The organism is Streptomyces sp. NPDC107517, assembly GCF_055582645.1.
The window spans coordinates 158,320-183,213 of the sequence record NZ_JBVJPM010000009.1 but is presented as its reverse complement, the minus strand read 5'-3'; the positions used below and the strand labels follow the sequence as shown (position 1 = coordinate 183,213).

Genomic DNA, 24,894 nt, shown 5'->3' with positions numbered 1-24,894 from the left:
CCCGGCCTCGGCTCAGCTCCCGAACGGCACCTGGGGTGCCGCCGGGGCTGCCGCTTCCTGGTGCGGGTGTGTCCAGAGCCCGCGGGCTCGCAGCCGTGGCAGGACGCCCTCCCCGAACCAGTACGCCTCCTCCAGATGCGGGTATCCGGAGAGTACGAACTCGTCGATGCCAAGGCCGTGGTACTCCTCGACGCGGTCGGCGACCTCGTCATGGCTGCCGACCAGCGCGGTTCCGGCGCCGCCGCGCACGAGGCCGATGCCGGCCCACAGGTTCGGGTGGATCTCCAGGCGGTCGGAGCTTCCGCCGTGCAGGGCCAGCATGCGCTGCTGGCCCTCGGACTCGCTGCGCGCCAGCCCCTCCTGGACCGATCTGACGGTGGCCGGGTCGAAGCCTTGGAGCAGCCGGTCGGCCTCCGCCCAGGCCTGCTCGGCAGTGTCGCGCGTGATGACATGCAGCCGGATCCCGAAGCGGACGGTGCGTCCCTCCTTCTCGGCGAGGCCGCGGATCCAGGCGATCTTCTCGGCGACCTGGGCGGGCGGCTCGCCCCAGGTGAGGTAGACGTCGCTGTGCCGGGCCGCGATCTCCCCCGCGACGGGCGAGGAGCCTCCGAAGTACACCTCGGGAACCGGGTCGGGCAGCCGGGCGAGCCGGGCGTCCTGCACCTGGAGGTGTTCGCCCGCGAGATCGACGGTGTCGCCGGCCCACAACCCCCGGACGATCTCCAGGAATTCACCGGTGCGCGTGTACCGGGATTCCTTGTCGAGGAAATCTCCGTAGGCGCGCTGCTCACGGCTCTCGCCGCCCGTCACGACGTTCAGCAGAAGCCTGCCGCCGGTCTGGCGCTGGTACGTGGACGCCATCTGCGCGGCGAGCGTGGGCGAGACGGAGCCGGGCCGGAACGCCACGAGGAACTTCAGGCGCTCGGTCTGCTGGCTGAGCATGGCGGTGGTCAGCCACGCGTCCTCGCACCAGGCGCCAGTGGGGGTCAGCGCGCCGACGAAGCCGAGGTCCTCGGCGGCGCGGGCGATCTGTGTGAGATAGCCGATGGACGGGGGCCGGTCACCGCCCGCCGCGGTCACGGGTGTGCCGTGACCACCGCCGACGACGTGGCGGCCGTCGCCGTTGGTCGGCAGGAACCAGTGGAAGGTGAGGGACACGGGCGGGCTCCGATCGCGAGGGACTGCAAGAGGCTGTCAACAGGCCCTGAGTGGGCGGCAGTTGACGGGTCAGCTCGCCGCGGCGAGCAGGGGCCTCGCGGTGCGCGTGAGCGCGCCGGAGAACTGGTCGACGACGCGGTCGAGCGCCTCGGCCGACCCCGGCGCGACGCCGACCGTGCCGTCCGGGGCGACGGTGATGTCCTTGTCGAGGGTGAACCACCCCTGGACGATGTGGTCGGCGCCCATGGAGTTGAGGACGGGCCGCAGCGCGTAGTCGAGGGCGAGGACATGGGCGGTGGTGCCGCCGGTGGCGAGCGGCAGCACGGTCTTGCCGTCGAGTCCGTACTGCGGAAGCAGGTCGAGGAGCGCCTTGAGGAGCCCGGAGTACGCGGCCTTGTAGACGGGTGTCGCGACGACGACCCCGTCGGCGCGGGCGAGGAGCTCGGTCGCCTCGACGATGGCCGGGTGGGTGAAGTCCGCGCCGAGGAGGGCCTCGGCGGGCAGGGTGCGGACGTCGAGCGCTATGACGTCGTGGCCCTGCGCCGCGAGCCGCGCGTCGAGGTGGCGCAGGAGTCGCGCCGTGCGGGAGGCGGCGGAGGGACTTCCGGAAATGGAGAGGACAGTGGCCATGACGGGACCCTTCGTACTGGAATTCGGCACGCGCACGTGGAATGCGGGCATCGCGAAAGGCGCGAACGCGTGAAACTCAGGAGTGCCGAAATTCAGGAATTCACGCATGCCGAATACACGGTGCGATTCAGTGCGGTGCGGTGGGAAGGCGTGCGGAATTCGATCGGCACGGTGGAAGTTCGACGTCGGCGGCCGCCGCGGAGGCGGCCTGGTCGCCGGGGCGCGCGTGGCTCGTCAGAGGGCGCGGCAACAGAAGGAGCTGGAGACGCGCGCGAGGTCGACGTGGCGTCGCCGCGTGAGGTCCAGTCTCGCGTTCATGCCGCCGATCCAACCAGGGGCACGTCGCGCCAGTCAAGAAATCTCCGTGCCGGTCTCGCATCGCGGAACGGATTTCCGATGAGAGGGAATAGACACGAAGGGCGAGTCCCTTTCGGGAATGCCTTGGTGAGTGCTGTTCATCGGCGGGACCCGTACCCTCATGCGCCGCACCGCGACCCGGTGCACGATGGCTGCATGCTGTTCTCCCGGCTCGCACAGGTGTCCCAGGAGGTCGCGGCCACCAGGGCGCGGTCGCGGAAGATCGCGCTGCTCGCCGAGCTCTTCCGGGCGGCGGAGCCGGACGACGTACCGATCGTGATCCCTTACCTGGCGGGACGCCTCCCGCAGGGACGTCTCGGCATCGGGTGGCGGGTGCTGCGCGACCCGGTGGCGCCGGCCGCGCAGCCCGGGCTGACGGTCCAGGACGTCGACGCCGCGCTGACCGCCCTCGGCGATGTGGCAGGGTCCGGGTCACTGGCCGAACGGACCCGTCTCGTCGGGGAGTTGATGGGCGCCGCGACCGAGGACGAGCAGCGGTTCCTGTTCGGTCTGCTCACCGGCGAGGTGCGGCAGGGGGCGCTCGACGCGGTGGCTCTGGAGGGGCTGGCGCAGGCGACCGGCGCGCCGCCGGAGGAGGTGCGGCGCGCGGTGATGCTGACCGGGTCGCTCCCGGTGGTGGCGCAGGCCCTGCTGGCCGAGGGCCCGGACGCGCTGGGCGAGTTCCGACCGACCGTCGGTCGCCCGGTGTTCCCGATGCTGGCGCACAGCGCGTCCTCGGTCGGGGAGGCCGTGGACAAGCTCGGGGCGTGCGCGGTGGAGGAGAAGCTGGACGGCATCCGCGTACAGGTCCATCGCGACGGCGACGTCGTACGCGTCTACACGCGCACGCTCGACGACATCACCGACCGGCTGCCCGAGGTCACGGCCGTGGCCGCCGGGCTCGACGGAGACCGCTTCATCCTCGACGGAGAGGTCATCGCGCTCGACGGGGAGGGCCGGCCGCGCCCGTTCCAGGAGATCGCGGGCCGTGTGGGTTCGCGGGTGGACGTGGTGACGGCCACCGGGTCCGTACCCGTGGTTCCGGTGTTCTTCGACGTCTTGTACGCGGGCGGGGACGAACTGCTCGATCTGCCGTTCGCCGAGCGGCACGCGCGCCTGGCGCGGCTGGTGCCGAAGGTGATGCGGGTGCGCCACCTCGTCGTTCCGGACGGGGAGGACACGGCGGCCCGTGCGGCGGCCGACGGATTCTTCGCCGACGCCCTGCGGCGCGGCCATGAGGGCGTTGTTGTGAAGGGGCTGGACGCCCCGTACAGCGCCGGGCGGCGCGGCGCGTCCTGGCTGAAGGTGAAGCCCGTGCACACGCTGGACCTGGTGGTGCTCGCGGCGGAGTGGGGGCACGGCCGGCGGACGGGCAGGCTGTCGAATCTGCACCTCGGTGCGCGCAGGCCGGACGGCTCCTTCGCGATGCTGGGCAAGACGTTCAAGGGGCTCACGGACGTGCTGCTCGCCTGGCAGACGGAGCGGCTGCGGGAGCTGGCCACGAGCGACGACGGACATGTCGTCACGGTGCGGCCCGAGTTGGTCGTGGAGATCGCCTACGACGGCCTGCAGAAGTCCACCCGTTACCCGGCCGGCGTCACGCTGCGCTTCGCGCGCGTGGTGCGGTACCGCGAGGACAAGACGGCCGAGGACGCGGACACGGTCGAGACGGTGCTCGCCGCGCACCAGGCCTCGTGACAAGACCGTTTCTTTGCCAAATATTGGGGCCGATAGGGTGACACATGGCGCCGATACCTGCAGGCGCCATGCATCACCCAGGACAAGCACGGACAAGGGGAGAGCTGTGCCCGCTTCACGTCTGAGCCGCACGCCACTGCCGGGGATCGGCTTCCGGTACGACCTGACCACCCGCGACCAACGCCAGGTGTCGGTGGTCGCGCACCGGGACGGCGGGCGCACCCTGAGCGCCTACCGGACCGACGACCCGGACGCCTGCGACCTGTCGCTGAAGCTGACGTCCGGTGAGGCGGCCGCGCTGATCGACGCGCTGATGCCGTCCCACCACAGCCCGAACCTGCTGCACACCACCGATCTGGGCCTCGTCGCCGAGCGCATCGAGATCGGCGCGACCTCGCACTGGAACGGGCGCCTGCTCGGCGAGACGCAGCTGCGCACGGAGACGGGCGCCTCGATCGTGGCCGTGCTGCGGCGCGCCGAGGCGATCCCGTCGCCCACCCCCGACTTCCGGCTCGCCGGCGGGGACACCGTGATCGTCATCGGCACCCGCGAGGGTGTGGAAGCGGCGGCGACGATACTCGGAAGGGAGTGATCGGATGCACTCCGCGGTGTTCCTCATCGAATTCGGGGCGATCATCCTCGCGCTCGGCCTCCTGGGCAGATTCGCCGGGCGGTTCCGGTTCTCACCCATCCCCCTCTACCTCCTGGCGGGCCTCGCATTCGGCGAGGGTGGGCTGCTCCCGCTCGGCGCGAGCGAGGAGTTCGTGGCGATCGGCGCCGAGATCGGCGTCATTCTGCTGCTGCTGATGCTGGGCCTGGAGTACACGGCCAGCGATCTCGTCAGCAACCTCAAGACGCAGTACCCGGCCGGCCTCGTCGACTGCGCGTTCAACGCGCTGCCGGGCGCCGCGGCCGCGCTGCTGATGGGCTGGGGCCCGGTGGCGGCCGTCGTCCTCGCCGGTGTCACGTGGATCTCGTCGTCGGGCGTGATCGCCAAGGTGCTCGGCGACCTCGGCCGGGTCGGCAACCGGGAGACCCCGGTGATCCTCAGCATCCTGGTCCTCGAGGACCTGGCGATGGCCGTCTATCTGCCGATCATCACGGCTCTGCTCGCCGGTGTCGGCTGGGCGGCGGGCGGTGTCACCCTGGCCATCGCGCTCGGTGCGGCGGGCCTCGTCCTGTTCCTCGCCGTGCGCTACGGGAGGCTCATCTCCCGGTTCGTCTCCAGCGACGACCCGGAGAAGCTGCTCCTGGTGGTGCTCGGCCTGACGATCCTGGTCGCGGGGATCGCGCAGCAGCTCCAGGTGTCGGCGGCGGTCGGCGCGTTCCTCGTCGGCATCGCGCTGTCCGGTGAGGTCGCCGAGGGCGCCCACTCGCTGCTGCTGCCGCTGCGCGACCTGTTCGCCGCCGTGTTCTTCGTCTTCTTCGGCCTGCACACCGACCCGGCGAGCATTCCGCCGGTCCTGCTCCCGGCGCTCGCTCTCGCGGTCGTCACGGCCTGCACGAAGATCGCGACCGGTTACTGGGCGGCGCGGCGGGCGAAGATCTCCGTCAAGGGCCGCTGGCGTGCCGGCGGCGCTCTCGTGGCGCGCGGCGAGTTCTCCATCGTCATCGCGGGCCTGGCGGTCACGGCCGGAATCGAGCCCAGGCTCGGTCCGCTCGCGACCGCGTACGTCCTGATCCTCGTCATCGTCGGACCGCTGACGGCGCGCTTCACCGAGCCAGTGGCCGTGCGCGTGTCGCGGTGGCGACAGCGCGGCGACGCACCGGCCGCCGCCGCCACCGCGGGCCCGGCGATCGTGCCCGCCCCGCGGGACGCGCAGGATCCGGTCGTCCCCGAGGCGGAGGCGCAGTCCGGGCGGGCCTCGAACTCCTCGTCCTGATCCGGCCACCCGCCCGGTCGTCGGCCATCCCGGTCGCCGCCCGGAGCGGGGGGCTTCAGCTTGGGGCGGGGGCGGCGCTGTTCTTCGCGGTCGGCCTCCTCGTGACCTTCGCGCTCCACCGGCGCGGCGCCCCCTCCCCGTACTCGGAGGGCCGCACGGATGCAGCGCGCCGACACTGGTCCCATGGCGTACAAGAAGCAGAGCGCGGGCCTGCTCCTGTTCCGGCGCACGGCAGCCGGTACGGAGGTGCTGCTCGGACACATGGGCGGCCCGTTCTGGGAGCGGCGCGAGGCCGGGGCGTGGACCGTGCCGAAGGGCGAGTACGAGGACGACGAGGAGCCGTGGGCGGCGGCGCGCAGGGAGTTCCGGGAGGAACTGGGCCTCGCACCGCCCGACGGCACGCCCGTGCCGCTCGGCGACATCGTGCAGTCCGGCGGCAAGCACGTCACCGTGTGGGCCGTGGAAGGTGACCTCGACCTGGACGGATTCGTGCCCGGCACGTTCACGATGGAGTGGCCGAAGGGCTCGGGTCGCATGGCCGAGTTCCCCGAGCTGGACCGCGCGGCCTGGCTCGGGCTCGACACGGCGCGTCCCCTGGTGGTGCAGGCGCAGACCGTCTTCCTCGACCGGCTCGCCGAGCACGTCTGACGGCCGCGCCACCGGGTACACGGTCCGTCCGCGTTGCGCGGCGCGACGTGGCGCGGCAAGGTCGAAGCACCGCGCAGAGGAGGTCACCCCCATGCCCATCGCGACGGTCAACCCCGCGAACGGCGAGACGCTCAAGACGTACGACGCCCTGACCGACGAAGAGATCGAGCACCGGCTCCTGCTCGCCGCCGGCACGTTCCGCACCTACCGCACCACCACGTTCTTCGAACGGGCCCGGCTGCTCCAGACCGCCGCGGACCTGCTCGACGCGGACCGCGACGACATCGCACGCGTCATGACCACCGAGATGGGCAAGCCCGTCGTGGCGGCCCGCGCGGAGGCCGCGAAGTGCGCGAAGGCCATGCGCTGGTACGCGGAGCACGCTCAGGGGCTCCTCGCCGACGAGCACCCCTCGGCCCGGGACGTGGAGGACTCCGGCGCGGTCAGCGCCCACGTGCGCTACCGGCCGCTGGGCATCGTCCTCGCCGTCATGCCGTGGAACTTCCCGCTGTGGCAGGTCGTACGGTTCGCCGCGCCCGCCCTGATGGCAGGAAACGTGGGACTGCTCAAGCACGCGTCGAACGTGCCGCAGACCGCGCTCTACCTCCAGGACCTGTTCCGCAGGGCCGGGTTCCCCGACGGGTGTTTCCAGACGCTGCTCATCGGCTCGCGGGCGGTCGAGGGCGTACTCCGCGATGAGCGGGTCGTGGCGGCGACGCTGACCGGCAGCGAGCCGGCGGGACGTTCCGTCGCCTCGATCGCGGGCGACGAGGTCAAGAAGACAGTCCTCGAGCTGGGCGGCAGCGACCCGTTCGTCGTGCTGCCGTCGGCCGACGTGGCGAAGGCCGCGAAGGTCGCTGTGACGGCGCGGGCCCAGAACAACGGACAGTCGTGCATCGCGGCGAAGCGGTTCATCGTGCACGCGGACGTGTACGACGAGTTCGCCGAGCTGTTCGTCTCCGGGATGCGGGCCCTGCGGGTGGGCGACCCGATGGACGAGAACACCGACGTCGGGCCGCTCGCCAGCGAGCAGGGCCGCGCCGACCTGGAAGAACTCGTGGACGATGCCGTGGAGTGCGGCGCGACGGTGCTGTGCGGCGGCCGGCGCCCCGAGGCGTACGCCAAGAGCGGTTGGTACTACGAGCCGACGGTCGTCACCGACATCACGGAAGACATGCGCATCCACCGCGAGGAGACCTTCGGCCCGGTCGCCACGCTGTACCGCGTCGGCGACCTGGACGAGGCCGTGGCCCTGGCCAACGACACACCGTTCGGGCTGAGTTCCAACGTGTGGACGCATGACGCGGCGGAGATCGACCGCTTCGCCCGCGACATCGAGGCGGGCGGCGTCTACGTCAACGGGATGACAGCCTCACACCCGGCCTTCCCGTTCGGCGGCGTCAAGCGCTCCGGCTACGGCAGGGAGCTCTCGGCCCACGGGATCCGCGAGTTCTGCAACATGACCACGGTGTGGGTCGGGGCCTGAACCGTCCGCGTCATGCCCTTGACGCCAGGGATCAGGGGCGGGCCTGTGGCACGGCCCGTGGGGCACGCACCATGAACACGTCGATCGGGTCCTCCGATTCGAGGGTGAAGCCGTGGCGCTCGTAGAGGCGGCGGGCCGCGCTGCCCTGGACGACGTCCAAGCGTACGGTCTCGCCCGCCGCGTCGGCCCGGTCGAGCAGTGCGCGCAGGACGGCCGTGCCGAGACCCCGGCCCTGCTGTTCCGGGGCGAGGTAGAAGTGCTCGATCCACTGGCCCCCGGACTGCGCCGGGCGCATCGTGACGCTGCCCGCGAACGCGCCGTCGGCCAGGACGACGCAGGTGTACCGCTCGGAGAAGGTGTCGCGCAGCCGCTGTCGGACCCGGTGCTCGTCGTAGCGGCCGAGGCGTACCAGGTCCGGTCGCATGACAACGGCACGCAGCTCGGCGATCGGCTCCACGTCGGCGGGCCCGGCAGCCCTCAGCTCCCACCGGACGCCGGGCGGCCGACACGCCTCGAAACCCTCCTGACCAGGTGGTTCCGCGTACTCCATCGTGCGTATGTCCATCGCCGAAGTATCACAGAGGCCACGCGCCTCGCGGTGCGCCGCCCTGGGGTGACGGCTGAGGTTCGGCCCCCGCACGGGAGTTGGCGAGGGCCGAACCGGGCACTACGCGCGCGTGACGGTCAGCCGCGGGCCGCCAGCAGGTGGTCCATCGCCAGCTGGTCGAGGCGCTCGAAGGCCATGCCGCGGGCGGCGGCCGCCTCCACGTCGAAGCCCTCGAAGGCGGACTCGTCGGCGAGCAGCCCCGACAGGCCGTCGGCCGCCGTCGGCTGCACCAGCTCGTCGAGGCGCGAGGCGCGCAGCGCCTCCTGAACCTCCGGGTCGGCCCGGAACGCGGCCGCACGCTCGCGCAGGATCAGGTAGTTGCGCATGCATCCCTCGGCCGACGCCCACACGCCGTCGTAGTCCTCGGTGCGCGGCGGCTTGAAGTCGAAGTGCCGCGGCCCCTCGTACCCGGCGGTCTCCAGCAGGTCGACCAGCCAGAACGCCGAGCGCAGGTCGCCCGCGCCGAAGCGGAGGTCCTGGTCGTACTTGATGCCCGTCTGGCCGTTGAGGTCGATGTGGAAGAGCTTGCCCGCCCACAGTGCCTGGGCGATGCCGTGCGCGAAGTTGAGCCCCGCCATCTGCTCGTGGCCCACTTCCGGGTTCACGCCGTACATCTCGGGCCGCTCCAGGCGCTCGATGAAGGCGAGGGCGTGGCCGACGGTGGGCAGGAGGATGTCGCCGCGCGGCTCGTTCGGCTTCGGCTCGATCGCGAACTTCAGGTCGTAGCCCTGCTCAACGACGTACTCGCCGAGCAGGTCGAAGGCCTCCTTCATCCGGTCGAGCGCGGCGCGTACGTCCTTGGCCGCGCCGGACTCGGCGCCCTCGCGGCCGCCCCAGGCGACGTACGTCTTCGCGCCGAGTTCGACGGCGAGATCGATGTTGCGGATGGTCTTGCGCAGGGCGTACCGGCGCACGTCCCGGTCGTTCGCGGTGAACGCTCCGTCCTTGAAGACGGGGTGCGTGAAGAGGTTCGTGGTGGCCATCGGGACGATCAGGCCGGTGGCGTCGAGGGCCTGCCGGAAGCGCTTGACGTGCGACTCGCGCTCGGTGTCCGAGGCCCCGAAGGGGATCAGGTCGTCGTCGTGGAACGTCACTCCGTAGGCGCCGAGGTCGGCCAGACGCCGCACGGACTCGGCCGGGTCGAGGGCGGCGCGGGTGGCGTCGCCGAACGGGTCGCGCCCCTGCCAGCCGACGGTCCACAGGCCGAAGCTGAACTTGTCGTCGGGGGTGGGTCGGTACGTCATGTCGCGGCTCCTCGTCAGTCATGCCTATTTCGTCATGGCACTTTACAAATTAGTATGCGGACACGTCGCTGGGAAGAGGCATCTCGGGAGAGCATGGGTGAACGCTCTGTCGCACATGCACCTCGGACAGCCACGGAATCGTCTTGTCGGGAACGGGAGAGCCGCATGTCATCAGCCGATGGACCACTCGTCGTCGGGGTGGACAGCTCCACGCAGTCCACGAAGGCCCTGGTCGTCGACGCCGCCACGGGCGCGGTCGTGGCGAGCGGGCAGGCGCCGCACACGGTCAGCGCGGGCCAGGGCCGCGAGAGCGACCCCGAGCAGTGGTGGACCGCCCTGTGCGAGGCGCTGCGCCAGTGCGGTGAAGCGGCCCACCGGGCCTCCGCGGTGTCGGTCGGCGGTCAGCAGCACGGACTGGTCACCCTGGACGCCGCGGGTCGGCCGGTACGTCCCGCGCTGCTCTGGAACGACGTGCGCTCGGCGCCCCAGGCCCGCCGCCTCATCGACGAGATGGGAGGCCCCAAGGCCTGGGCCGAGCGGGTGGGCAGCGTGCCGGGAGCCTCGTTCACCGTCACCAAGTGGGCATGGCTGGCCGAGCACGAGCCGGACGCCGTACGCGCCACGGCCGCCGTGCGGCTGCCGCACGACTACCTCACACAGCGGCTGACCGGCGACGGTACGACGGACCGGGGCGACGCCTCGGGCACAGGCTGGTGGGCCTCGGCCACGGAGTCGTACGACGACGACATCCTCGCGCGCGTGGGGCTCGATCCGGCGCTGCTCCCCCGGGTCGTGCGCCCCGGCGAGGTGGCCGGCACGGTACACAGCACGGGTGAACTTCCCTTCTCCAAGGGAACGCTGGTCGCCGCGGGAACCGGGGACAACGCGGCAGCCGCTCTGGGACTCGGACTCCGGCCCGGCACCCCCGTCCTCAGCCTCGGCACGTCCGGCACGGTGTACGCGGTGTCGCGGCACCGCCCCGCGGACCCGAGCGGCACCGTGGCCGGCTTCGCCGACGCGCGCGGCGACTGGCTGCCACTCGCGTGCACCCTGAACTGCACACTGGCCGTCGACCGGGTCGCCGCGCTGCTCGGCCTGGACCGCGAGGCCGTGGAACCCGGCGGCGACATCACGCTGCTGCCGTACCTGGACGGCGAGCGCACCCCCGATCTGCCGAACGCCTCAGGGCTGTTGCACGGGCTGCGGCACGACACCACGGGAGGCCAACTCCTGCAGGCCGCCTACGACGGCGCCGTCCACGCGCTCCTGGGCGCGCTCGACCTCGTCCTCGACGCTGACGCCGACCTGTCGGTGCCGCTGCTGCTCATCGGGGGCGGCGCCCGGGGAACGGCCTGGCAGCAGACCGTGCGACGGCTCTCGGGCCGTGCCGTGCAGGTACCCGAGGCCCGCGAGCTGGTCGCGCTCGGCGCCGCGGCACAGGCCGCCGGGCTGCTGACCGGGGAGGATCCGGCGGCGGTGGCGCGGCGCTGGGGCACGGCGCAAGGGCCCGTTCTCGACCCCGTGGAACAGGACGCGGCGGCGCTGGCACGGATCTCCGGGGTACTCTCCGACGCGGCCCCGCTCCTGGACAGGGGTCCGCGCTGACCACCCCGTCGACCGAGGATCCAGGAAGGCCGACGGCCGCGTGCGCCGTCGGCCCGACCCCATGGGAGCGTCCGGAGGCATGACCGCACCACTGCACGAGCCCCGGCCCGGGACCCCCGACACCCAGCAGGGCATGCGCCGGCGCAACCTCTCACGGGTCATGCACGCCGTCGCCACGGACGGACCGCTGTCGCGGGCCACGGTCGCCCAGCACATCGGGCTGACCAGGGCCGCGGTTTCGACGCTCGTCGACGAACTGATCCGGTCGGGTCTGATCGAGGAGCTCGGCCCACAGCGGCCCGGCAGAGTCGGGCGTCCCGGTTCGGCGCTCGTCGTCAGCCGCAGCGGTCCCGCCGGGATCGGGGCCGAGGTCGGTGTCGACCATCTCGCGGTGTGCGCGGTCGATCTGAGCGGCGAGGTACGCGCGCGTGCCGTGCGCCGCGTCGCCAACCGCGGGCGCGCGCCCGGCCCGGTCCTCAAGGAACTGTCGGTGCTGATCCGGGAGGTGACGGCCCGTGCCGAACGGGAAGGGCTGCGCCCGGCGGGCCTCGCGGTCGCGGTGCCGGGCCTGGTCGCGCGCGGCACGCACACGGTGGTCCGGGCACCCAACCTGGACTGGCACGACACGGACGTCTCCGCGCTGCTGCCGACACCGGCCGGGCCACGGTCCGTTCTGCCGCTGAGCGTCGACAACGAGGCGAATTTCGGGGCCCTCGCCGAGCTCTGGCTCGGCGAGGCGACACCCGCCGACTTCCTGCACGTCTCGGCCGAGATCGGCATCGGCGCGGCGCTGGTCGTCGACGGCAAGCTGCTGCGCGGAACCCGTGGCTTCGCGGGCGAGTTGGGGCACGTTCCGGTCCGCCCGGAGGGCCCGGCGTGCCCGTGCGGAGGGCGCGGCTGTCTGGAGCAGTACGCGGGCGAGGAGGCCGTGCTGCGCGCGGCGGGCCTCGGTCCCGGCGAGGACCGGGTGGGCCTGCTCGCCGAGCGCGCCGCGGCGGGGGACACGGCTGCGCGGCGGGCACTGCGCGGGGCCGGGGCCGCCATGGGCATCGCGCTGACCGGGGCGGTGAACCTCCTCGACCCTCGGGCGGTCGTGCTCGGCGGGGCGCTGTCGCGGCTCGCTCCGTGGCTGCTGCCCGCGCTGGAGCGGGAGTTGACGCGCCGGACGGCGACGCCGGCCGACGGTGTGACGGTGTCGCGCCTGGGGTCCGACGGCCCTTTGCTGGGTGCGGCGCACTCGGTGGTGCGGGCGGTGCTCGACGATCCGGTGGCGGCGAGCGTGTAGGACGCGCCGGTGGGGGTCCGGACCCCTGGTCCGTGGCGCGCGGGTCGGGCGCGCGGGTCGTGTGGACCCCTGCGCCGTGGCGCGCGAAGTGCCAGAGGTTCGGACCTCTGACGTGCGGTTGTTCACAATCGGCGAGTTATCCACAGGCGCGCCGCGCCCTCTTCCGCCCCAACCGCCAAGGCCCTTAACGTAATTCACGCGGGACGCCACCGCCTCGGCGTGGTGGCGCGGTCACGTGGATCGGGGGATTCAGGTGTCGGGGGCGGACGTTCAGAACGGAACGGGACTGCGGCGCGGGGCGATCGGGCTGCGCGAGGTCCTGTTCCAGAGCATCACGGCGATGGCGCCGGCGGCCGCGGTCGCCGCGTCGATCCCGGCGGGTACGGCGTTCGCGGGCGGCAGTCTGCCGCTGTCGGTACTGATCGCACTGGTGGCCTGCCTGTTCACGGCGTCGTGCGTGGCGGAGCTGGCACGCGAACTGCCCGCGGCGGGATCCGTCTCGACATACGCCGCGCGCGGCCTCCATCCGAGCGTGGGTTTCCTCGTCGGCTGGGGCTATGTGTTCGTCGAGGCCCTGGTGCCGCCTCTGCTTCTGCTGCAACTGGGCTTCACCACGGCCGGGACGCTGCACAACGAGTGGTCGTCGTACCCGGCGGACCTGTGGTGGCCGTGGTCGCTCGCCGGAGCTGTGATCATCGCCGTGGCAGGTTACTTCGGAGTGCGCGCGTCGGCCCGCTTCGGGACGGTGCTCGGCGCCTTCGAAGTCATCGTCTTCCTGGCCTTCGCGATCCTGCTGATCTCGAAGGCGGGCAGCGACAACACCCTTTCGGTGTTCGGCACTTCGCACTCGGCACAGGGGTACGAGGGCTGGAGCGGCGTCTTCGCCGGTTCGGTGTACACGGTGCTGGCGTTCGCCGGGTTCGAGGCGGCGGCGCCCCTCGCCGAGGAGACCCGCGACCCACGGCGCACCATGCACCGGGCCGTCCTCGGAGCGGCCCTGGCGATCGGGCTCTTCTACGTACTGACGACGTACGCCATGTCGGTGTACTTCGGGCCCGGCAGGTTCGCGACGTTCGGTGCGGAGGGCGCCGCGTCGTGGGAGGGCGTGGCCCGCGCCTCGTTCGGCCTCTTCTGGGTCCTGGTGTTCCTGGCGGTGGTGAACTCGACGATCGCGAACGCCAACGCGTGCGCCAACGTCTCGACACGCACGGCGTTCGCCCTCGGCCGGATCGGCGTCTTCCCGAGCGGCTTCGCGCGCCTGCACCCGGTGCGCCGCTCCCCTGTCACCGGCGTCGCCGTCCAGTTCGTCGTCGCGGTCGCGGCGATGCTCGGGCTCGGTTTCGCCTACGACCCGGTGACGGCGTTCCTGCTCCTGGCGACGGTGATCGTCACGGTCATCATCGGTGTGTACATCGTGGCGAACCTCGCCTGTGCCGGGTACTTCCTGCGCCGCGGTCGCTCCGCGCTGCGCCCGGTGCGCCATCTCGTCCTGCCGCTGCTCGGCATCGTCGCCTTCGTGCCCGCGCTGCTGACGGCCGCGGGCCTGCCGGTCTTCGACTTCGTCTCGGAGCTGACGGCTCCGGTCTCTTACGCGGGCCCGGTCGTCGCCGTGTGGATGCTCGCGGGGGTCGTGGTGCTCGCAGTGCTCCTGCGGCGTCATCCGGAACGTATCGCGGAGACCGGACGCGTCCATCTCGACGACGACGCGCCGGACGGAGAACCGGACCCAGGACCGGACCCCGACGCACCCACCTCACAGAGCGGAGCAGCCCACCGATGAACGACCCCAGGATCCTGACCGTGCGGCCCGAACCGGGCGAGTACGCCTACACGTTCGGCGGCGCGCCGCCCGTCGCCCGGATCGCGCCGGGCACGGTCCTGGACCTGTACACGGAGGACTGTTTCGACGGGCGGGTGCGGTCCGAGAAGGACCTGGTGTCGCAGGTGTGCGAGTTCCCGTTCCTCAATCCGCAGACCGGGCCCTTCCACATCGAGGGTGCCGAACCCGGTGACACGGTCGCGGTGCACTTCGTGTCCGTCGAACCGGCCCGCGACTGGGCGGCGTCCACGACGGTGCCGCTCTTCGGCGCGCTCACGTCCACCCACACCACGGCCACGCTCCAGCCGCCGCTGCCCGAGGCCGTATGGATGTGGCAGCTCGACCGGGAGCGCCGCACCGCCCGGTTCACCGCGCGCGACAGCGACCTCCAGGTCGAGCTGCCGATGGATCCGATGCACGGAACGGTCGGCGTGGCACCGGCGAACCTCGAGGTCCGCTCGGCCCTCGTCCCGGACGCGCACGGCGGCAACATGGACTCGCCGGAGATGCGGGCGGGCGTCACCTGCTTTCTCGGGGTGAACGTCGAGGGCGCGCTGCTCAGCCTCGGCGACGGGCACGCGCGGCAGGGCGAGGGCGAGACGTGCGGCGTCGCCGTCGAATGCGCCATGCGGACCGTCGTGATCGTCGAGCTCCTCAAGGGCGTCGCCACACCGTGGCCGCGCATCGAGTCCGACACCCACATCATCTCGACAGGGTCGGCGCGGCCCCTCGAGGACGCGTTCCGGATATCCCAGCTCGACCTGGTGCGCTGGCTGGAGCGCGACTACGGCTTCAGTGAGCTGGACGCCTACCAGTTCGCCTCGCAGACCGTCGAGTCGCCGCTCGCCAACGTCTGCGACACCAACTACACGTGCGTGGCGAAACTCCGTAAGGAGTGGCTGCCGGCGCGGGAGACGCATCGCGGGCTGCACGCGCACTTGAGGGACGTCGCCGCGACGCTCCCCCGCCCGGACCACCGCACCTTCTGACGACCCACCGTTCGCTGTTCGCTGTTCGCAGACGAAGCCCTGCCCCACCGTCCCCACCAGAGAGGCAGACCAGTCATGGACCGAAGGCCACTTCCGAGCCGGCGCCGGTTACTCCAGGCCGGCGCGCTCGCCGCCGTGCCCGCAGCACTGCTCCCCGCCGCCCGCGCCATGGCCGGGGCGCAGGCCGTCGACTATCCGGGCGCCGAGTCCGTCCCTGCCAGCACCTCCAACTACACGGTGTCCAGCCGCCCCACCAGCTATCCCCTCAACTACGTGATCATCCACGTCACCCAGGAGACGTACTCCGACGCCCTGGCCATCTTCCAGAACCCGGCCAAACAGGTCTCCGCGCACTACGTGGTCCGCTCGTCCGACGGCCACATCGCCCAGTGCGTCCGCGAGCGCAACATCGCCTGGCACGCGGGGAACTGGGACTACAACACGCGAAGCATCGGCATCGAGCACGAGGGCTGGGTCGACCAGCCAGAGTACTTCACCGACGCCCTCTACCAGTCGTCCGCCAGCCTGACGGCCGCGATCTGCGCCAAGTACGGCATTCCGATGGACCGCGCGCACATCCTCGGGCACTCAGAGGTCCCCGGCACGGACCACACCGACCCGGGCCCCTACTGGGACTGGACCCGCTACATCCGCATGGTCAACTTCGCCTGAGGCGCGAGCAGGTCCGGAGCGGGTCGGCCGGCCCGGGGCGCACACGCACGGTGACGCATCCGTGCGGATCAGTGTCGGGACGCTTGTCCGTTTGCGTCCCCGGCGCGACGATGTCCCCACAGCGATGCACCGCCGCATCGCCCGCCGGGGAGGCCGACTTGACCGATCCATGGGTGGCCCTTGAGCCGGGCACCGATCCGTCCGAGCGGGTACGGGTCCTGCGCCGCGCGCACGAGACGTTCACCGCCGTGGGGACCGTGTCCCGCCCGGTGCGCCCCGTGGTGGCCGATTCCTGGCGGCGCTCCGCCGGAGCGCACGTCAGCCCGGACGCTTCGGCATCGGTGGAGCTGAGCGACGGCGACCTCGGAGCGTACCGCGCCGAGCATCCACTGGCCCGGGTCATGCCGCTGTTCCGTGAACTCATGGGCACGTTCGCCCAGGACGGCGAGCATCTGCTCGCCGTGTGCGACGCCCACGGCAGACTCCTGTGGGTCGAGGGCGACCGGACGACGCGGCAGCGGGCCGGGAAGATGAACTTCGTGCCGGGCGCGCGCTGGTCGGAGACGGCGATGGGGACGAACGCGCCGGGCACGGCCGTGGCGGTCGACCGGCCCGTCCAGGTCTTCGCCGCCGAGCACTTCATCCGGCGCGTCCAGCCGTGGACGTGCGCGGCGGCCCCCGTGCACGATCCGCGTTCGGGGCGGCTGCTCGGCGCCGTCGACATCACGGGCGGGGACGGGCTCGCCCATCCGCACAGCCTGGCGTTCGTGCAGGCGGTGGCCCGTGCGGCGGAGTCCCAGCTGGCGCTGCTCGCGCCGCCGCCATCGGACGCGGACACCCTCCGGCTCACCGCGCTCGGCCGGGACGAGGCGCTCCTCGTCACGACCGGCGGACGCAAGATCCGCCTCAGCCGCCGGCACAGCGAGATCCTCGTCCTGCTGGCCCGCCACCCGGAGGGCCTGACCGGCGACGAACTGCTGTGCGCCCTGTACGAGGACGAGTCGGTCACACCGGTGACACTGCGGGCCGAACTGGCGCGCCTGCGCCGGGTACTCGGCCCCGACATCCTCGGCTCACGCCCCTACCGCCTGGCGGCGCCCGTCGAGTCCGACTTCGGGACGGTCGAGCGGCGACTGGGGACGGGAGCGGTGACGGCGGCCGCCGCCGCGTTCGGCGGACCCCTGCTCCCCGGCTCGCAGGCCCCTGCCGTCGTTCGTGTACGGCGCAGGCTCACCGCCGAGATACGTGCCGCGCTCATCGCGCGGGGCGACCCCGACCTGCTGGCGGACTGGGCGCACGCGCCGTGGGGCGAGGAGGACCTCGACGTGTGGCGGGCGCTGGCCACGGTGCGCCCCGCGCCGCCCGTGCTGGCCCGGCTCAGGGAACTCGACGCGGAACAGGCCGCGCCCGGCCCTCCGACGTCGTACGCAACGTATCTGCAACGTCCGCGCGCCTAGCCTCCGTGCGAAAGCTGCCCAACGGCGGGCGGCTCGCACGGGAGGCCAGCCAAGATGACCCTTTACGCAGCGCCCGGTACCAACGGCTCAGTCGTCTCCTACCAGGCCCGCTACGACCACTTCATCGGCGGCGAGTACGTGCCGCCGGCCCTCGGCCAGTACTTCGAGAACCCGAGCCCGGTCAACGGGAAGCCGTTCACGGAGATCGCCAGGGGCACCGAGGCGGACGTCGAGCGCGCCCTCGACGCGGCGCACGCCGCCGCGCCCGCCTGGGGCCGTACGTCGCCCACCGCGCGCGCCGACATCCTCCTCAAGATCGCCGACCGGATGGAGGCGAACCTCGAGAAGCTGGCGGTCGCCGAGAGCTGGGAGAACGGCAAGCCGGTCCGTGAGACGCTCGCCGCCGACATCCCGCTCGCCATCGACCACTTCCGCTACTTCGCCGGCGCCCTGCGCGCCCAGGAGGGCTCGCTCAGCGAGATCGACGACGACACGATCGCGTACCACTTCCACGAGCCGCTCGGAGTGGTGGCGCAGATCATTCCGTGGAACTTCCCGATCCTGATGGCCACTTGGAAGCTGGCCCCGGCCCTCGCGGCGGGCAACGCGGTAGTCCTAAAGCCCGCGGAGCAGACCCCGGCGTCCATCCACTACTGGCTGAGCCTGGTCGCGGACCTCCTGCCGCCGGGCGTCGTGAACGTCGTCAACGGCTTCGGCGTGGAGGCGGGCAAGCCGCTCGCGTCCAGCGCGCGCGTGGCGAAGGTCGCGTTCACCGGCGAGACGACGACGGGCCGGCTGATCATGCAGTACGCGTCCGAGAACATCAAGCCGGTCACCCTCGAACTCGGCGGCAAGTCGCCGAACATCTTCTTCGACGACGTGTGGGCCAAGGACGACGACTTCCGCGACAAGGCCCTCGAGGGCTTCACCATGTTCGCCCTCAACCAGGGCGAGGTCTGCACGTGTCCCTCGCGGGCGCTGATCCAGCAGGGCCACTACAGCGAGTTCCTCGACGCGGCGATCGCGCGCACGGAGGCCATCAGGCCGGGCAACCCGCTCGACACCGACACGATGATCGGCGCCCAGGCGTCCAACGACCAGCTCCAGAAGATCCTCTCCTACCTGGACATCGGCCAGCAGGAGGGCGCGAAGGTCCTGACGGGCGGTCAGCGCATCGAATACGACGGCGAGCTGGCGGGCGGCTACTACGTCCAGCCCACCATCTTCGAGGGCAACAACCGCATGCGGATCTTCCAGGAGGAGATCTTCGGCCCGGTCGTCTCGGTCGCCTCGTTCGCCGACTACGACGACGCCATCAAGATCGCCAACGACACGCTGTACGGCCTCGGCGCGGGCGTGTGGACCCGCGACATCAACACGGCCTACCGCGCGGGCCGTTCGATCCAGGCGGGCCGAGTATGGACGAACTGCTACCACGCGTACCCGGCCCACGCCGCCTTCGGCGGCTACAAGCAGTCGGGCATCGGCCGCGAGAACCACAAGATGATGCTGGAGCACTACCAGCAGACGAAGAACCTCCTCGTCTCGTACTCGCCGAAGCGTCTGGGCTTCTTCTAGAGGCACCAGGAAAGGCGCCTGCCCTGGGCCTTTGCCCGGCAGGCGCCTTTGGCTCGACAGAGTGGGCCGAGGCCTGTCTGCCCCATCGGCTTTCGGCGGTCGGGTCGTTCGACGGCGTCCGCGTCGGTCAGCGGGTGCGGAAACTGCCGGTGTACACGTCCGTACGGTTCTGTGGTGCGCCGGTGTGGGTCTCGGTGAGCACCGCCCGTACCCCCTTGCCGGTTGCCACCAGGCCTTGGTAGTCGCCGAGGAAGTAGCCCCCGGCGAACGGCGCCTGGAGCCAGTCGAAGATCCGCGAGATCCGTCGTTCGGTCCGGAGCTTCGGGTTTCCGTGCGGCAACGTGGCCAGTTGGTAGGCGGTGGGCAGGGTGGTGGTGTTGCCGGGCTTGAGGAAGCGCAGGTCGTAGTAGGTGAGCGCGACCGTGCCCCGCTTGTCGACCGCGATCGACGGGGAGAAGGCCGGCACGCCCTTGGGGCTGATCAGCTCCGGGGTCCCCCAGGTGCGTCCGCGGTCGGTGGACCGCACGAGCTGGATGGAGTCGAACTTTCCACCGGAGAAGTCCGCGCCCTCGTAGGCCATGTACAGCGTGCCGGTCTTCGGGTCGATGGCCGGGCTGGGGAGGGTGGACCCGGCGCGCAGCAGCTTGGTCGGGTCGTTCGGGTCGACCTCCGGTACGGAGGTGTCCCTGGCCACGGTGACCGGGTCGCTCCAGGTCCTTCCGGCGTCGGTCGAGTTGACCACCTCGTAGCGGGCTTCGACGACGGTGCTCAGGTCTTCGGAGTAGGTGATCCGGTCGAAGAAGTCGTAAAGGGCGCCGGTACGCCGGTCGACGACGATCTGGTGGCCGATGGTCTGCGTGTTGGGCACGGCGCTGGTGTCGACGAACGGCCGGGCCTTGCTCCAGGTGCGGCCGCCGTCGCGAGTGAGGGAGATGTAGCCGGGACCGTCGAGGGAGCTGAGGCCGGGCGGGTGGTTGTCGAGGCGGTTCCAGACCTGGTAGGCGGTGCCCTTGCGGATCGGGTCGGCGGTGAGTGAGGGCTTGTCGTTGAAGAACGGCTGCTCGTCGACGTGCGTGGTCGTGAGGTTGCGCCAAGTGCGGCCGCCGTCGCGGGACGTGGCGGCCAGGAGGCCGGTGCGCGTGCTCTTGGTGAAGTCGACGCCCTCCCCGCTCGCGTAGACCGTGCCGTCCGGTCCGGTGCTCACCCAGGGGTCGGTCGCCCGTTCGAAGTCCGCGCCGCCCGGGGCGCACAGGCTGAACGGCAGCGTGCTCCGGTGGAAGGTGTGGCCGTCCGTGGTCCAGCCGGCCACCAGGCCACGGGCGCCGCCGTCGTTCCAGCGGTCCTGCTGGAACACGGTGACGACGCGCTTGGGGTCGCGCTGATCCACGGACAGGTACGGCTCGACCTCGGTGGCCGGGTAGACGATGCTGTCGGGGGACACCTCGCGCCGATGGTGCAGTCGGCGTACGGGTCGCCGTGGGACACCTTGACCAGTCGTGTGCCGTCGGGGTTCCGCTCTGCTGCGGCGGGAGTCGCGCCGGTGACCGTGACGAGCAGGAGCGCGGCGGTGGTGACAGCGGTCAGGGGCAGGAAGACGCGCATGCGGGATCTCCTCCGGGCCTGTCGGCCGGGGTACGGGACCGCCGTCATCGGGGCGGCCTGGGGCGCGGAGGCGTACCGGAACGCGGTGGGGCGGGGCGACTCCGCTTGATCCTTTTCGGCGTCGTGGCCGGTGCCCTTGATGGGCCGAACGACGGAGTCCCCTCCGGGGCGTCAAACGACAGAGTCCTCCCTGGGGCGTCAAGCGCATGAAGGAGCCGACCGGCGGTGCACCGTGCCGGTCGGCTCATTGGTCCTGCTGTTACGAATCCCGGACGACCTCGCCGGTCACTGTCGGGGGACGTGGCCGAGGCTGTTCAGGACGGCGGCGACCGCGGTGTTCTTGCGCGCGGTGTTCAAGGCGTCACGAACCGCCTCGAAGCGGTGACGGCCTCGGCTTCGAGGCGGTCGGCGTCCACCATGGCGAGTGCCGCGGTGTCGAGTCGGGCGTGGGCGAGCCACCCAACGGTGGACCGTGCTCTCACGCCGTACGCACCGCGCCTGGTGCACCGGTCGGACCGTTTGCCCAGCCGTGCGCCGACTGGTCAAGTGATCGGCTGCGAGGTCCCGTCAGGCATCGTGCAGACGTAGCCGGCGTAGGGGCGTGCCGTGACCTGTCCGCCGGCGGCCGTGCAGTCGTCGCTGCTGATGTTCGGAGACGAGGCGGCCCCGGCGCTGACAGCGCCGACGGCGCTCACGCCGACAAAGGTCGCCGCGGCCAGGGCGAGGCCCAGGATTCTTCGCATGCGCATGACTTCCTCCTCCTCTCAGGCGCCTTCGTTCGGCCTGCGGGAAGGACAAGTCTCAAGACGACGGCGCCCTCCTCTTCAGCATGGGCGCTCCGCATGAGGCCCGCGAGGCGAGGCCGGGCGGCCCGTGCCCTGGCGGTGGAGACGGCCGTACCCCGGCCTCCGAGCGGTACCGGCGGCGGCTGCCGCGCAGGGTCCTCTAACGCGGTTCGTGGGCAGCCGCCCGGCAGGCACCTGTCGCGGCGCCGCCCGCCACTCCGGCCCCCGTCAGTCCGGTCACGCAACTCTGCAGGTCTCCGACCACGCCACGGCTGCAGGCCGCTGTGACGGCGCCGGAATCGGTGGCGCCGTCCTGTCCGGCCATCTGCGTGCAGGCGGGGATGTCCGCCTGCACCGTGGGGGCGGCGAGGACCACACCGCCGAGGCTGAGGGTCAGGCCGGCGAGGGAACCGGCGATACGGGTCGACGTGCGCATGGGACGCACCTGCCTTCCGGGTTGGTCGCGCGGTCCTGGTCCCGGCGGGCCGGATCCACGCGGTGACGCCGCCTGGCGACGCTCGGTGAGTGGTGCCCCTGGCCGGCGGGCTCACAGACTGACCGCACCGTTCTGCGCCGCAGCCCTCGAGCCGCACCGGGACGTGGTCACCAGGCCGAAGGAGAGGGTCCCGGACCGGATGAGACGCACTCGGACCTCCACTCGCGGGCCCCTCACTCCAGCGTCGCATCCTCTCCCCCGCCCGTCCTGGGCACCCGGGGGCGGCCGCGCTGAGTAACTGCGACTGTGCGAAGCGCGGTTGCCGGCCCGGTCTCCGGCCGACCAGCTGCCACCCCCAAACCTGGTCGGCACGATCTGCGTCGTGCCGAGCCCCGGGCGCAAACGGCAGTGGCCTTCACGATCCGATCAGGTTGACCTGATCGTGAAGGCCGCTGCCGTGGTGCGGGGCTGGGAGCTACTTGACGTAGACGAGTCCGTCCGTCGTGATCGTCGGGCGGCCGCTCGTGCCGACCACCACGACCTTCACTGCGTGCTTGGCGCTGCTGGACCACGACTTGGTCCAAATGGCCGACCAGGTTGACCTGGAGGCCCTTGGGCAGGCCCGAGCTGGTGGAGCCGTTCTTGTGGACGACTTGGACCTGGACGCCGTCGGAGGGCCCGACCCACAGCGGCTCGGACGCTCCGCGCATCCCGGACCCCGACTCGGGATCCTCCAACGGGTCGACGTTCGCCTCGAGGTCCATCCAGGCGGTCCACTCTCCGGTCTCGATGCTGCGGGTGCGCACCTGGGCACCACCGTGCAGTCGCTCGGTCGCCCCGGTCCAGGAGACACCGAGCATCGAGAACTGCTCGGTCTGCGTGCGCGGCAGCTCACGCTTGCCGCTCGTGGCGCCCTTCAGCGCGAGGTCGTAGACCTTCACCGGCCGCTTGTCCCGGCCCGCCGCTCCTGGATCCTCGGAAGGGCTGGCCATGGCGTAGGTCACCACACCCCCGCCCCCCAACACCACTGCGCCGAGCGTGATCCACACCCGTCGCCTCAGGCTCAGCGGTCTCCGGATGCCCACAACGAGGCGCCTGCGCCGCGCACTTGCCTGTCAGGTGCCTCTCTCGCCGTGCAGCCTGCTCAGCCCTCCTTGACGGCATGCAGCAGGGTGATGCCGAGCCAGGGGCCGCCGTACCAGTACTCGGGGCCGAGTCCGCGCACTGTGCCGTGCCCGATGTGGTCGGCGTACTGCCTGGCCATGGGCCAGAAGTCGGCGACGATCAAGCGACCGCCAGGGCGCAGCACCCGCATGGCCTCGTCCACCGCGCGGCAACGCCGTTCGCGTGACGGGATGTTGTGGATCGCCAGCGCGCTCGTCACGACGTCGAAGGAGCCGTCCGCGAACGGCAGTTCGGTCATGTCGGCAGTCTGTACGTCCACCCGGTCGGCGACCCCTGCCGCGGCGGCGTTGGCGAGCGTGACTTCGCGGCGGTTCCCGCTCTGGTCCTTTCCGGACCACAGGTCCACGCCCACGGCGCGTCCCGTCGGCAGCCGCCTGGCCGCCTCGATCAGCACCGCGCCGCGACCGCAGCCCAGATCGAGGAGCTGCTCGTCGCCCTTCAAGGCGGCACGGTCCAACTCCCGCCTCCAGACGCGCAGTTTGCCGTGCAAAGTGGTGTGAAGGTAGATACCGGTCTGGGCGATCAGCGCTGTCCCCGCAGTCGCCAGCGCTTTCCGTCCTCGCCGCCACCGGCCGGCGGCCAGGCAGCAGGCCACGCCTGCGGCGCCGAGTGTCGCAGGGAACGCGGGAGCGTCGACGCCGTACCGCGGCCACCGGACGTCCGGCAGTGGGGAGTCTTTCCCGTTCTTGGACATGCTCGCAGTGTCACCGGCTCGATTGCCGGGCGTCTTGTAGAAATGTCCCCCTGACCCGCACGACCGGCCTCGTGCCCGCCGGGTGGCCCGCGCCTGCCGCGTGCGGATCGTGCCTGCCTCGTGCGGATCGTGGGTCAAGAGGTGGACAGGTATGCGGGGGCGGCCCATGCGACGTCGTCGACCGCGAGCCAAGGCGCCACCGCAACGGCCGTGGGCGTCACACCGGTGAAGGCCACGACATCTCGATGAAGGTGGGACTGGTCGACGTAGCCGATCTCCGCCGCCACCCGTGCGGCGCTGTGACCCGCGGCGAGACGGTGCGCCGCGTGGTCGAAACGGACGAGCTGAGCGGCGCGTTTGGGGTTGAGACCGATCTGGGCCCGGAACCGGGACGACAGACGCTTACGGCTCCAGCCGACCTCGGCTGCCAGTCGCTCGACCCGGACCGCTCCCCGATGGGTGACCATCTGCTGCCACACGAAGGCGACTTCAGGCTCCACCGCCCGGCCTGCCTCGTGTCGTCGAACGAGCGCGGCCTCGGCTATCGCGAACCGGTCGCCCCAAGACCCGGCAGCGCGCAGTTGCTCCTGGGTGTGCGCGGCGTCGCGGCCCCAGAGGTCGTCGAGGGAGAGCACCGTGGCGCCCGACTCCGCGCAGGCGCCCAGCACCGCGTGCGCGACCGGCGGCGACAGCCGCACCTGCAGGCACTCGATGTCCTGGCCGCGCCCTCGAACGCCGCCGGACGCGAGCCCCACGACAACGCTGCCGCTCTGCCTCCGGCCGCTGTAATCATCGACGACGAGGGGCTCGTCACCGAGGTCGACGGCCACGGTGACAGCAGGGTACGGGACCACGTCCAGGTCAACGAAGTCGCTTGTACGGGCCCGGAATCCGGCCATGCTGACTCCCGGCAGCCCCCCGCGCCGCGTCGGTGTGGCGATGTCCCACACCGACGCGGCGTCATGGGCCGGCTCGCCGGATCGCATGGCGCCAAAACTACGGGACATTCGTACAAGACGCGACGTCCGGTGCGCGACGACACTGACGGCTCCCGCACGCCCCGTACCGGAAAGGGC

Annotated in this window: 22 protein-coding genes; 12 read left to right on the top strand and 10 right to left on the bottom strand. The window is 71.6% G+C overall.

Features of this window, described 5'->3' with window-relative positions; genetic code table 11:
* Positions 1 to 12: 12 nt before the first annotated feature.
* From ACZ67T_RS21995 to ACZ67T_RS21985, 3 genes are all read right to left on the bottom strand, one after another.
* Positions 13 to 1,158: an LLM class flavin-dependent oxidoreductase gene (locus ACZ67T_RS21995; protein WP_469986176.1), complete on the bottom strand. Its 1,146-nt coding sequence runs from the start codon at positions 1,156 to 1,158 to the stop codon at positions 13 to 15.
* 69 nt (positions 1,159 to 1,227) lie between these two features.
* Entirely contained in the window at positions 1,228 to 1,788 is a 561-nt protein-coding gene (gene ssuE / locus ACZ67T_RS21990; protein ID WP_469986174.1) for an NADPH-dependent FMN reductase, read from the bottom strand.
* 234 nt (positions 1,789 to 2,022) lie between these two features.
* Entirely contained in the window at positions 2,023 to 2,106 is an 84-nt protein-coding gene (locus tag ACZ67T_RS21985; RefSeq protein ID WP_469986408.1) for a putative leader peptide, read from the bottom strand.
* A 195-nt stretch (positions 2,107 to 2,301) separates the two neighbouring features.
* Here ACZ67T_RS21985 and ACZ67T_RS21980 point away from each other — a divergent pair, with 195 nt between their 5' ends.
* The 5 genes from ACZ67T_RS21980 (at position 2,302) to ACZ67T_RS21960 (ending at position 7,860) form a co-directional block, all read left to right on the top strand.
* Positions 2,302 to 3,843: an ATP-dependent DNA ligase gene (locus ACZ67T_RS21980; protein ID WP_469986173.1), complete on the top strand. Its 1,542-nt coding sequence runs from the start codon at positions 2,302 to 2,304 to the stop codon at positions 3,841 to 3,843.
* Positions 3,844 to 3,949: 106 nt separating this feature from the next.
* Positions 3,950 to 4,435 carry a cation:proton antiporter regulatory subunit gene (locus ACZ67T_RS21975; protein ID WP_234374240.1) on the top strand — a complete coding sequence of 162 codons (486 nt, stop codon included), beginning with the start codon at positions 3,950 to 3,952 and terminating at the stop codon, positions 4,433 to 4,435.
* Positions 4,436 to 4,439: 4 nt separating this feature from the next.
* Positions 4,440 to 5,726, top strand: coding sequence for a cation:proton antiporter (locus tag ACZ67T_RS21970; protein ID WP_469986172.1), 1,287 nt, complete (start codon positions 4,440 to 4,442; stop codon positions 5,724 to 5,726).
* A gap of 183 nt (positions 5,727 to 5,909) precedes the next feature.
* Positions 5,910 to 6,374, top strand: a complete 465-nt coding sequence (locus ACZ67T_RS21965; protein WP_469986171.1) for an NUDIX hydrolase — start codon at positions 5,910 to 5,912, stop codon at positions 6,372 to 6,374.
* 91 nt (positions 6,375 to 6,465) lie between these two features.
* Positions 6,466 to 7,860, top strand: coding sequence for an NADP-dependent succinic semialdehyde dehydrogenase (locus tag ACZ67T_RS21960; RefSeq protein ID WP_469986170.1), 1,395 nt, complete (start codon positions 6,466 to 6,468; stop codon positions 7,858 to 7,860).
* A 31-nt stretch (positions 7,861 to 7,891) separates the two neighbouring features.
* On the opposite strand, the gene ACZ67T_RS21955 is transcribed toward ACZ67T_RS21960, so the two are convergent.
* Complete coding sequence (locus ACZ67T_RS21955) at positions 7,892 to 8,341, bottom strand: GNAT family N-acetyltransferase (protein ID WP_469986406.1); 450 nt, start codon at positions 8,339 to 8,341, stop codon at positions 7,892 to 7,894.
* Between the two features lie 203 nt (positions 8,342 to 8,544).
* On the bottom strand, positions 8,545 to 9,711 hold the full coding sequence (gene xylA / locus ACZ67T_RS21950) for a xylose isomerase (RefSeq protein ID WP_469986168.1): 1,167 nt from the start codon (positions 9,709 to 9,711) through the stop codon (positions 8,545 to 8,547).
* A gap of 165 nt (positions 9,712 to 9,876) precedes the next feature.
* Here xylA and xylB point away from each other — a divergent pair, with 165 nt between their 5' ends.
* The 7 genes from xylB to exaC all read left to right on the top strand — a co-directional run bounded on the left by xylB (position 9,877) and on the right by exaC (position 19,116).
* A complete protein-coding gene (xylB, locus tag ACZ67T_RS21945) occupies positions 9,877 to 11,316 on the top strand; it encodes a xylulokinase (protein WP_469986166.1) in 1,440 nt (479 codons plus the stop codon).
* Positions 11,317 to 11,395: 79 nt separating this feature from the next.
* Positions 11,396 to 12,601, top strand: a complete 1,206-nt coding sequence (locus tag ACZ67T_RS21940; protein ID WP_469986165.1) for an ROK family protein — start codon at positions 11,396 to 11,398, stop codon at positions 12,599 to 12,601.
* A gap of 235 nt (positions 12,602 to 12,836) precedes the next feature.
* The gene (locus ACZ67T_RS21935; RefSeq protein WP_469986164.1) at positions 12,837 to 14,381 is read left to right on the top strand and encodes an APC family permease; all 1,545 of its coding nucleotides are present in this window, start codon (positions 12,837 to 12,839) and stop codon (positions 14,379 to 14,381) included.
* Positions 14,378 to 15,409, top strand: a complete 1,032-nt coding sequence (locus ACZ67T_RS21930) for an acetamidase/formamidase family protein (protein WP_469986162.1) — start codon at positions 14,378 to 14,380, stop codon at positions 15,407 to 15,409. The genes ACZ67T_RS21935 and ACZ67T_RS21930 overlap by 4 nt, the downstream gene beginning before the upstream one ends.
* A 75-nt stretch (positions 15,410 to 15,484) precedes the next feature.
* Complete coding sequence (locus tag ACZ67T_RS21925; protein WP_469986160.1) at positions 15,485 to 16,081, top strand: N-acetylmuramoyl-L-alanine amidase; 597 nt, start codon at positions 15,485 to 15,487, stop codon at positions 16,079 to 16,081.
* A gap of 158 nt (positions 16,082 to 16,239) precedes the next feature.
* Positions 16,240 to 17,538: a GAF domain-containing protein gene (locus ACZ67T_RS21920; RefSeq protein WP_469986159.1), complete on the top strand. Its 1,299-nt coding sequence runs from the start codon at positions 16,240 to 16,242 to the stop codon at positions 17,536 to 17,538.
* A 54-nt stretch (positions 17,539 to 17,592) separates the two neighbouring features.
* Complete coding sequence (gene exaC, locus ACZ67T_RS21915) at positions 17,593 to 19,116, top strand: acetaldehyde dehydrogenase ExaC (RefSeq protein WP_469986157.1); 1,524 nt, start codon at positions 17,593 to 17,595, stop codon at positions 19,114 to 19,116.
* A 127-nt stretch (positions 19,117 to 19,243) separates the two neighbouring features.
* On the opposite strand, the gene ACZ67T_RS21910 is transcribed toward exaC, so the two are convergent.
* The 5 genes from ACZ67T_RS21910 to ACZ67T_RS21890 all read right to left on the bottom strand — a co-directional run bounded on the left by ACZ67T_RS21910 (position 19,244) and on the right by ACZ67T_RS21890 (position 24,804).
* On the bottom strand, positions 19,244 to 20,557 hold the full coding sequence (locus ACZ67T_RS21910; protein ID WP_469986156.1) for a sialidase family protein: 1,314 nt from the start codon (positions 20,555 to 20,557) through the stop codon (positions 19,244 to 19,246).
* A 703-nt stretch (positions 20,558 to 21,260) separates the two neighbouring features.
* Complete coding sequence (locus tag ACZ67T_RS21905; protein WP_469986154.1) at positions 21,261 to 21,467, bottom strand: hypothetical protein; 207 nt, start codon at positions 21,465 to 21,467, stop codon at positions 21,261 to 21,263.
* Between the two features lie 196 nt (positions 21,468 to 21,663).
* Entirely contained in the window at positions 21,664 to 21,939 is a 276-nt protein-coding gene (locus ACZ67T_RS21900) for a hypothetical protein (protein WP_469986152.1), read from the bottom strand.
* Positions 21,940 to 23,083: 1,144 nt separating this feature from the next.
* A complete protein-coding gene (locus ACZ67T_RS21895; protein WP_469986150.1) occupies positions 23,084 to 23,818 on the bottom strand; it encodes a class I SAM-dependent methyltransferase in 735 nt (244 codons plus the stop codon).
* A gap of 134 nt (positions 23,819 to 23,952) precedes the next feature.
* Positions 23,953 to 24,804 carry a helix-turn-helix domain-containing protein gene (locus tag ACZ67T_RS21890; RefSeq protein WP_469986148.1) on the bottom strand — a complete coding sequence of 284 codons (852 nt, stop codon included), beginning with the start codon at positions 24,802 to 24,804 and terminating at the stop codon, positions 23,953 to 23,955.
* Between the last annotated feature and the right edge of the window lie 90 nt (positions 24,805 to 24,894).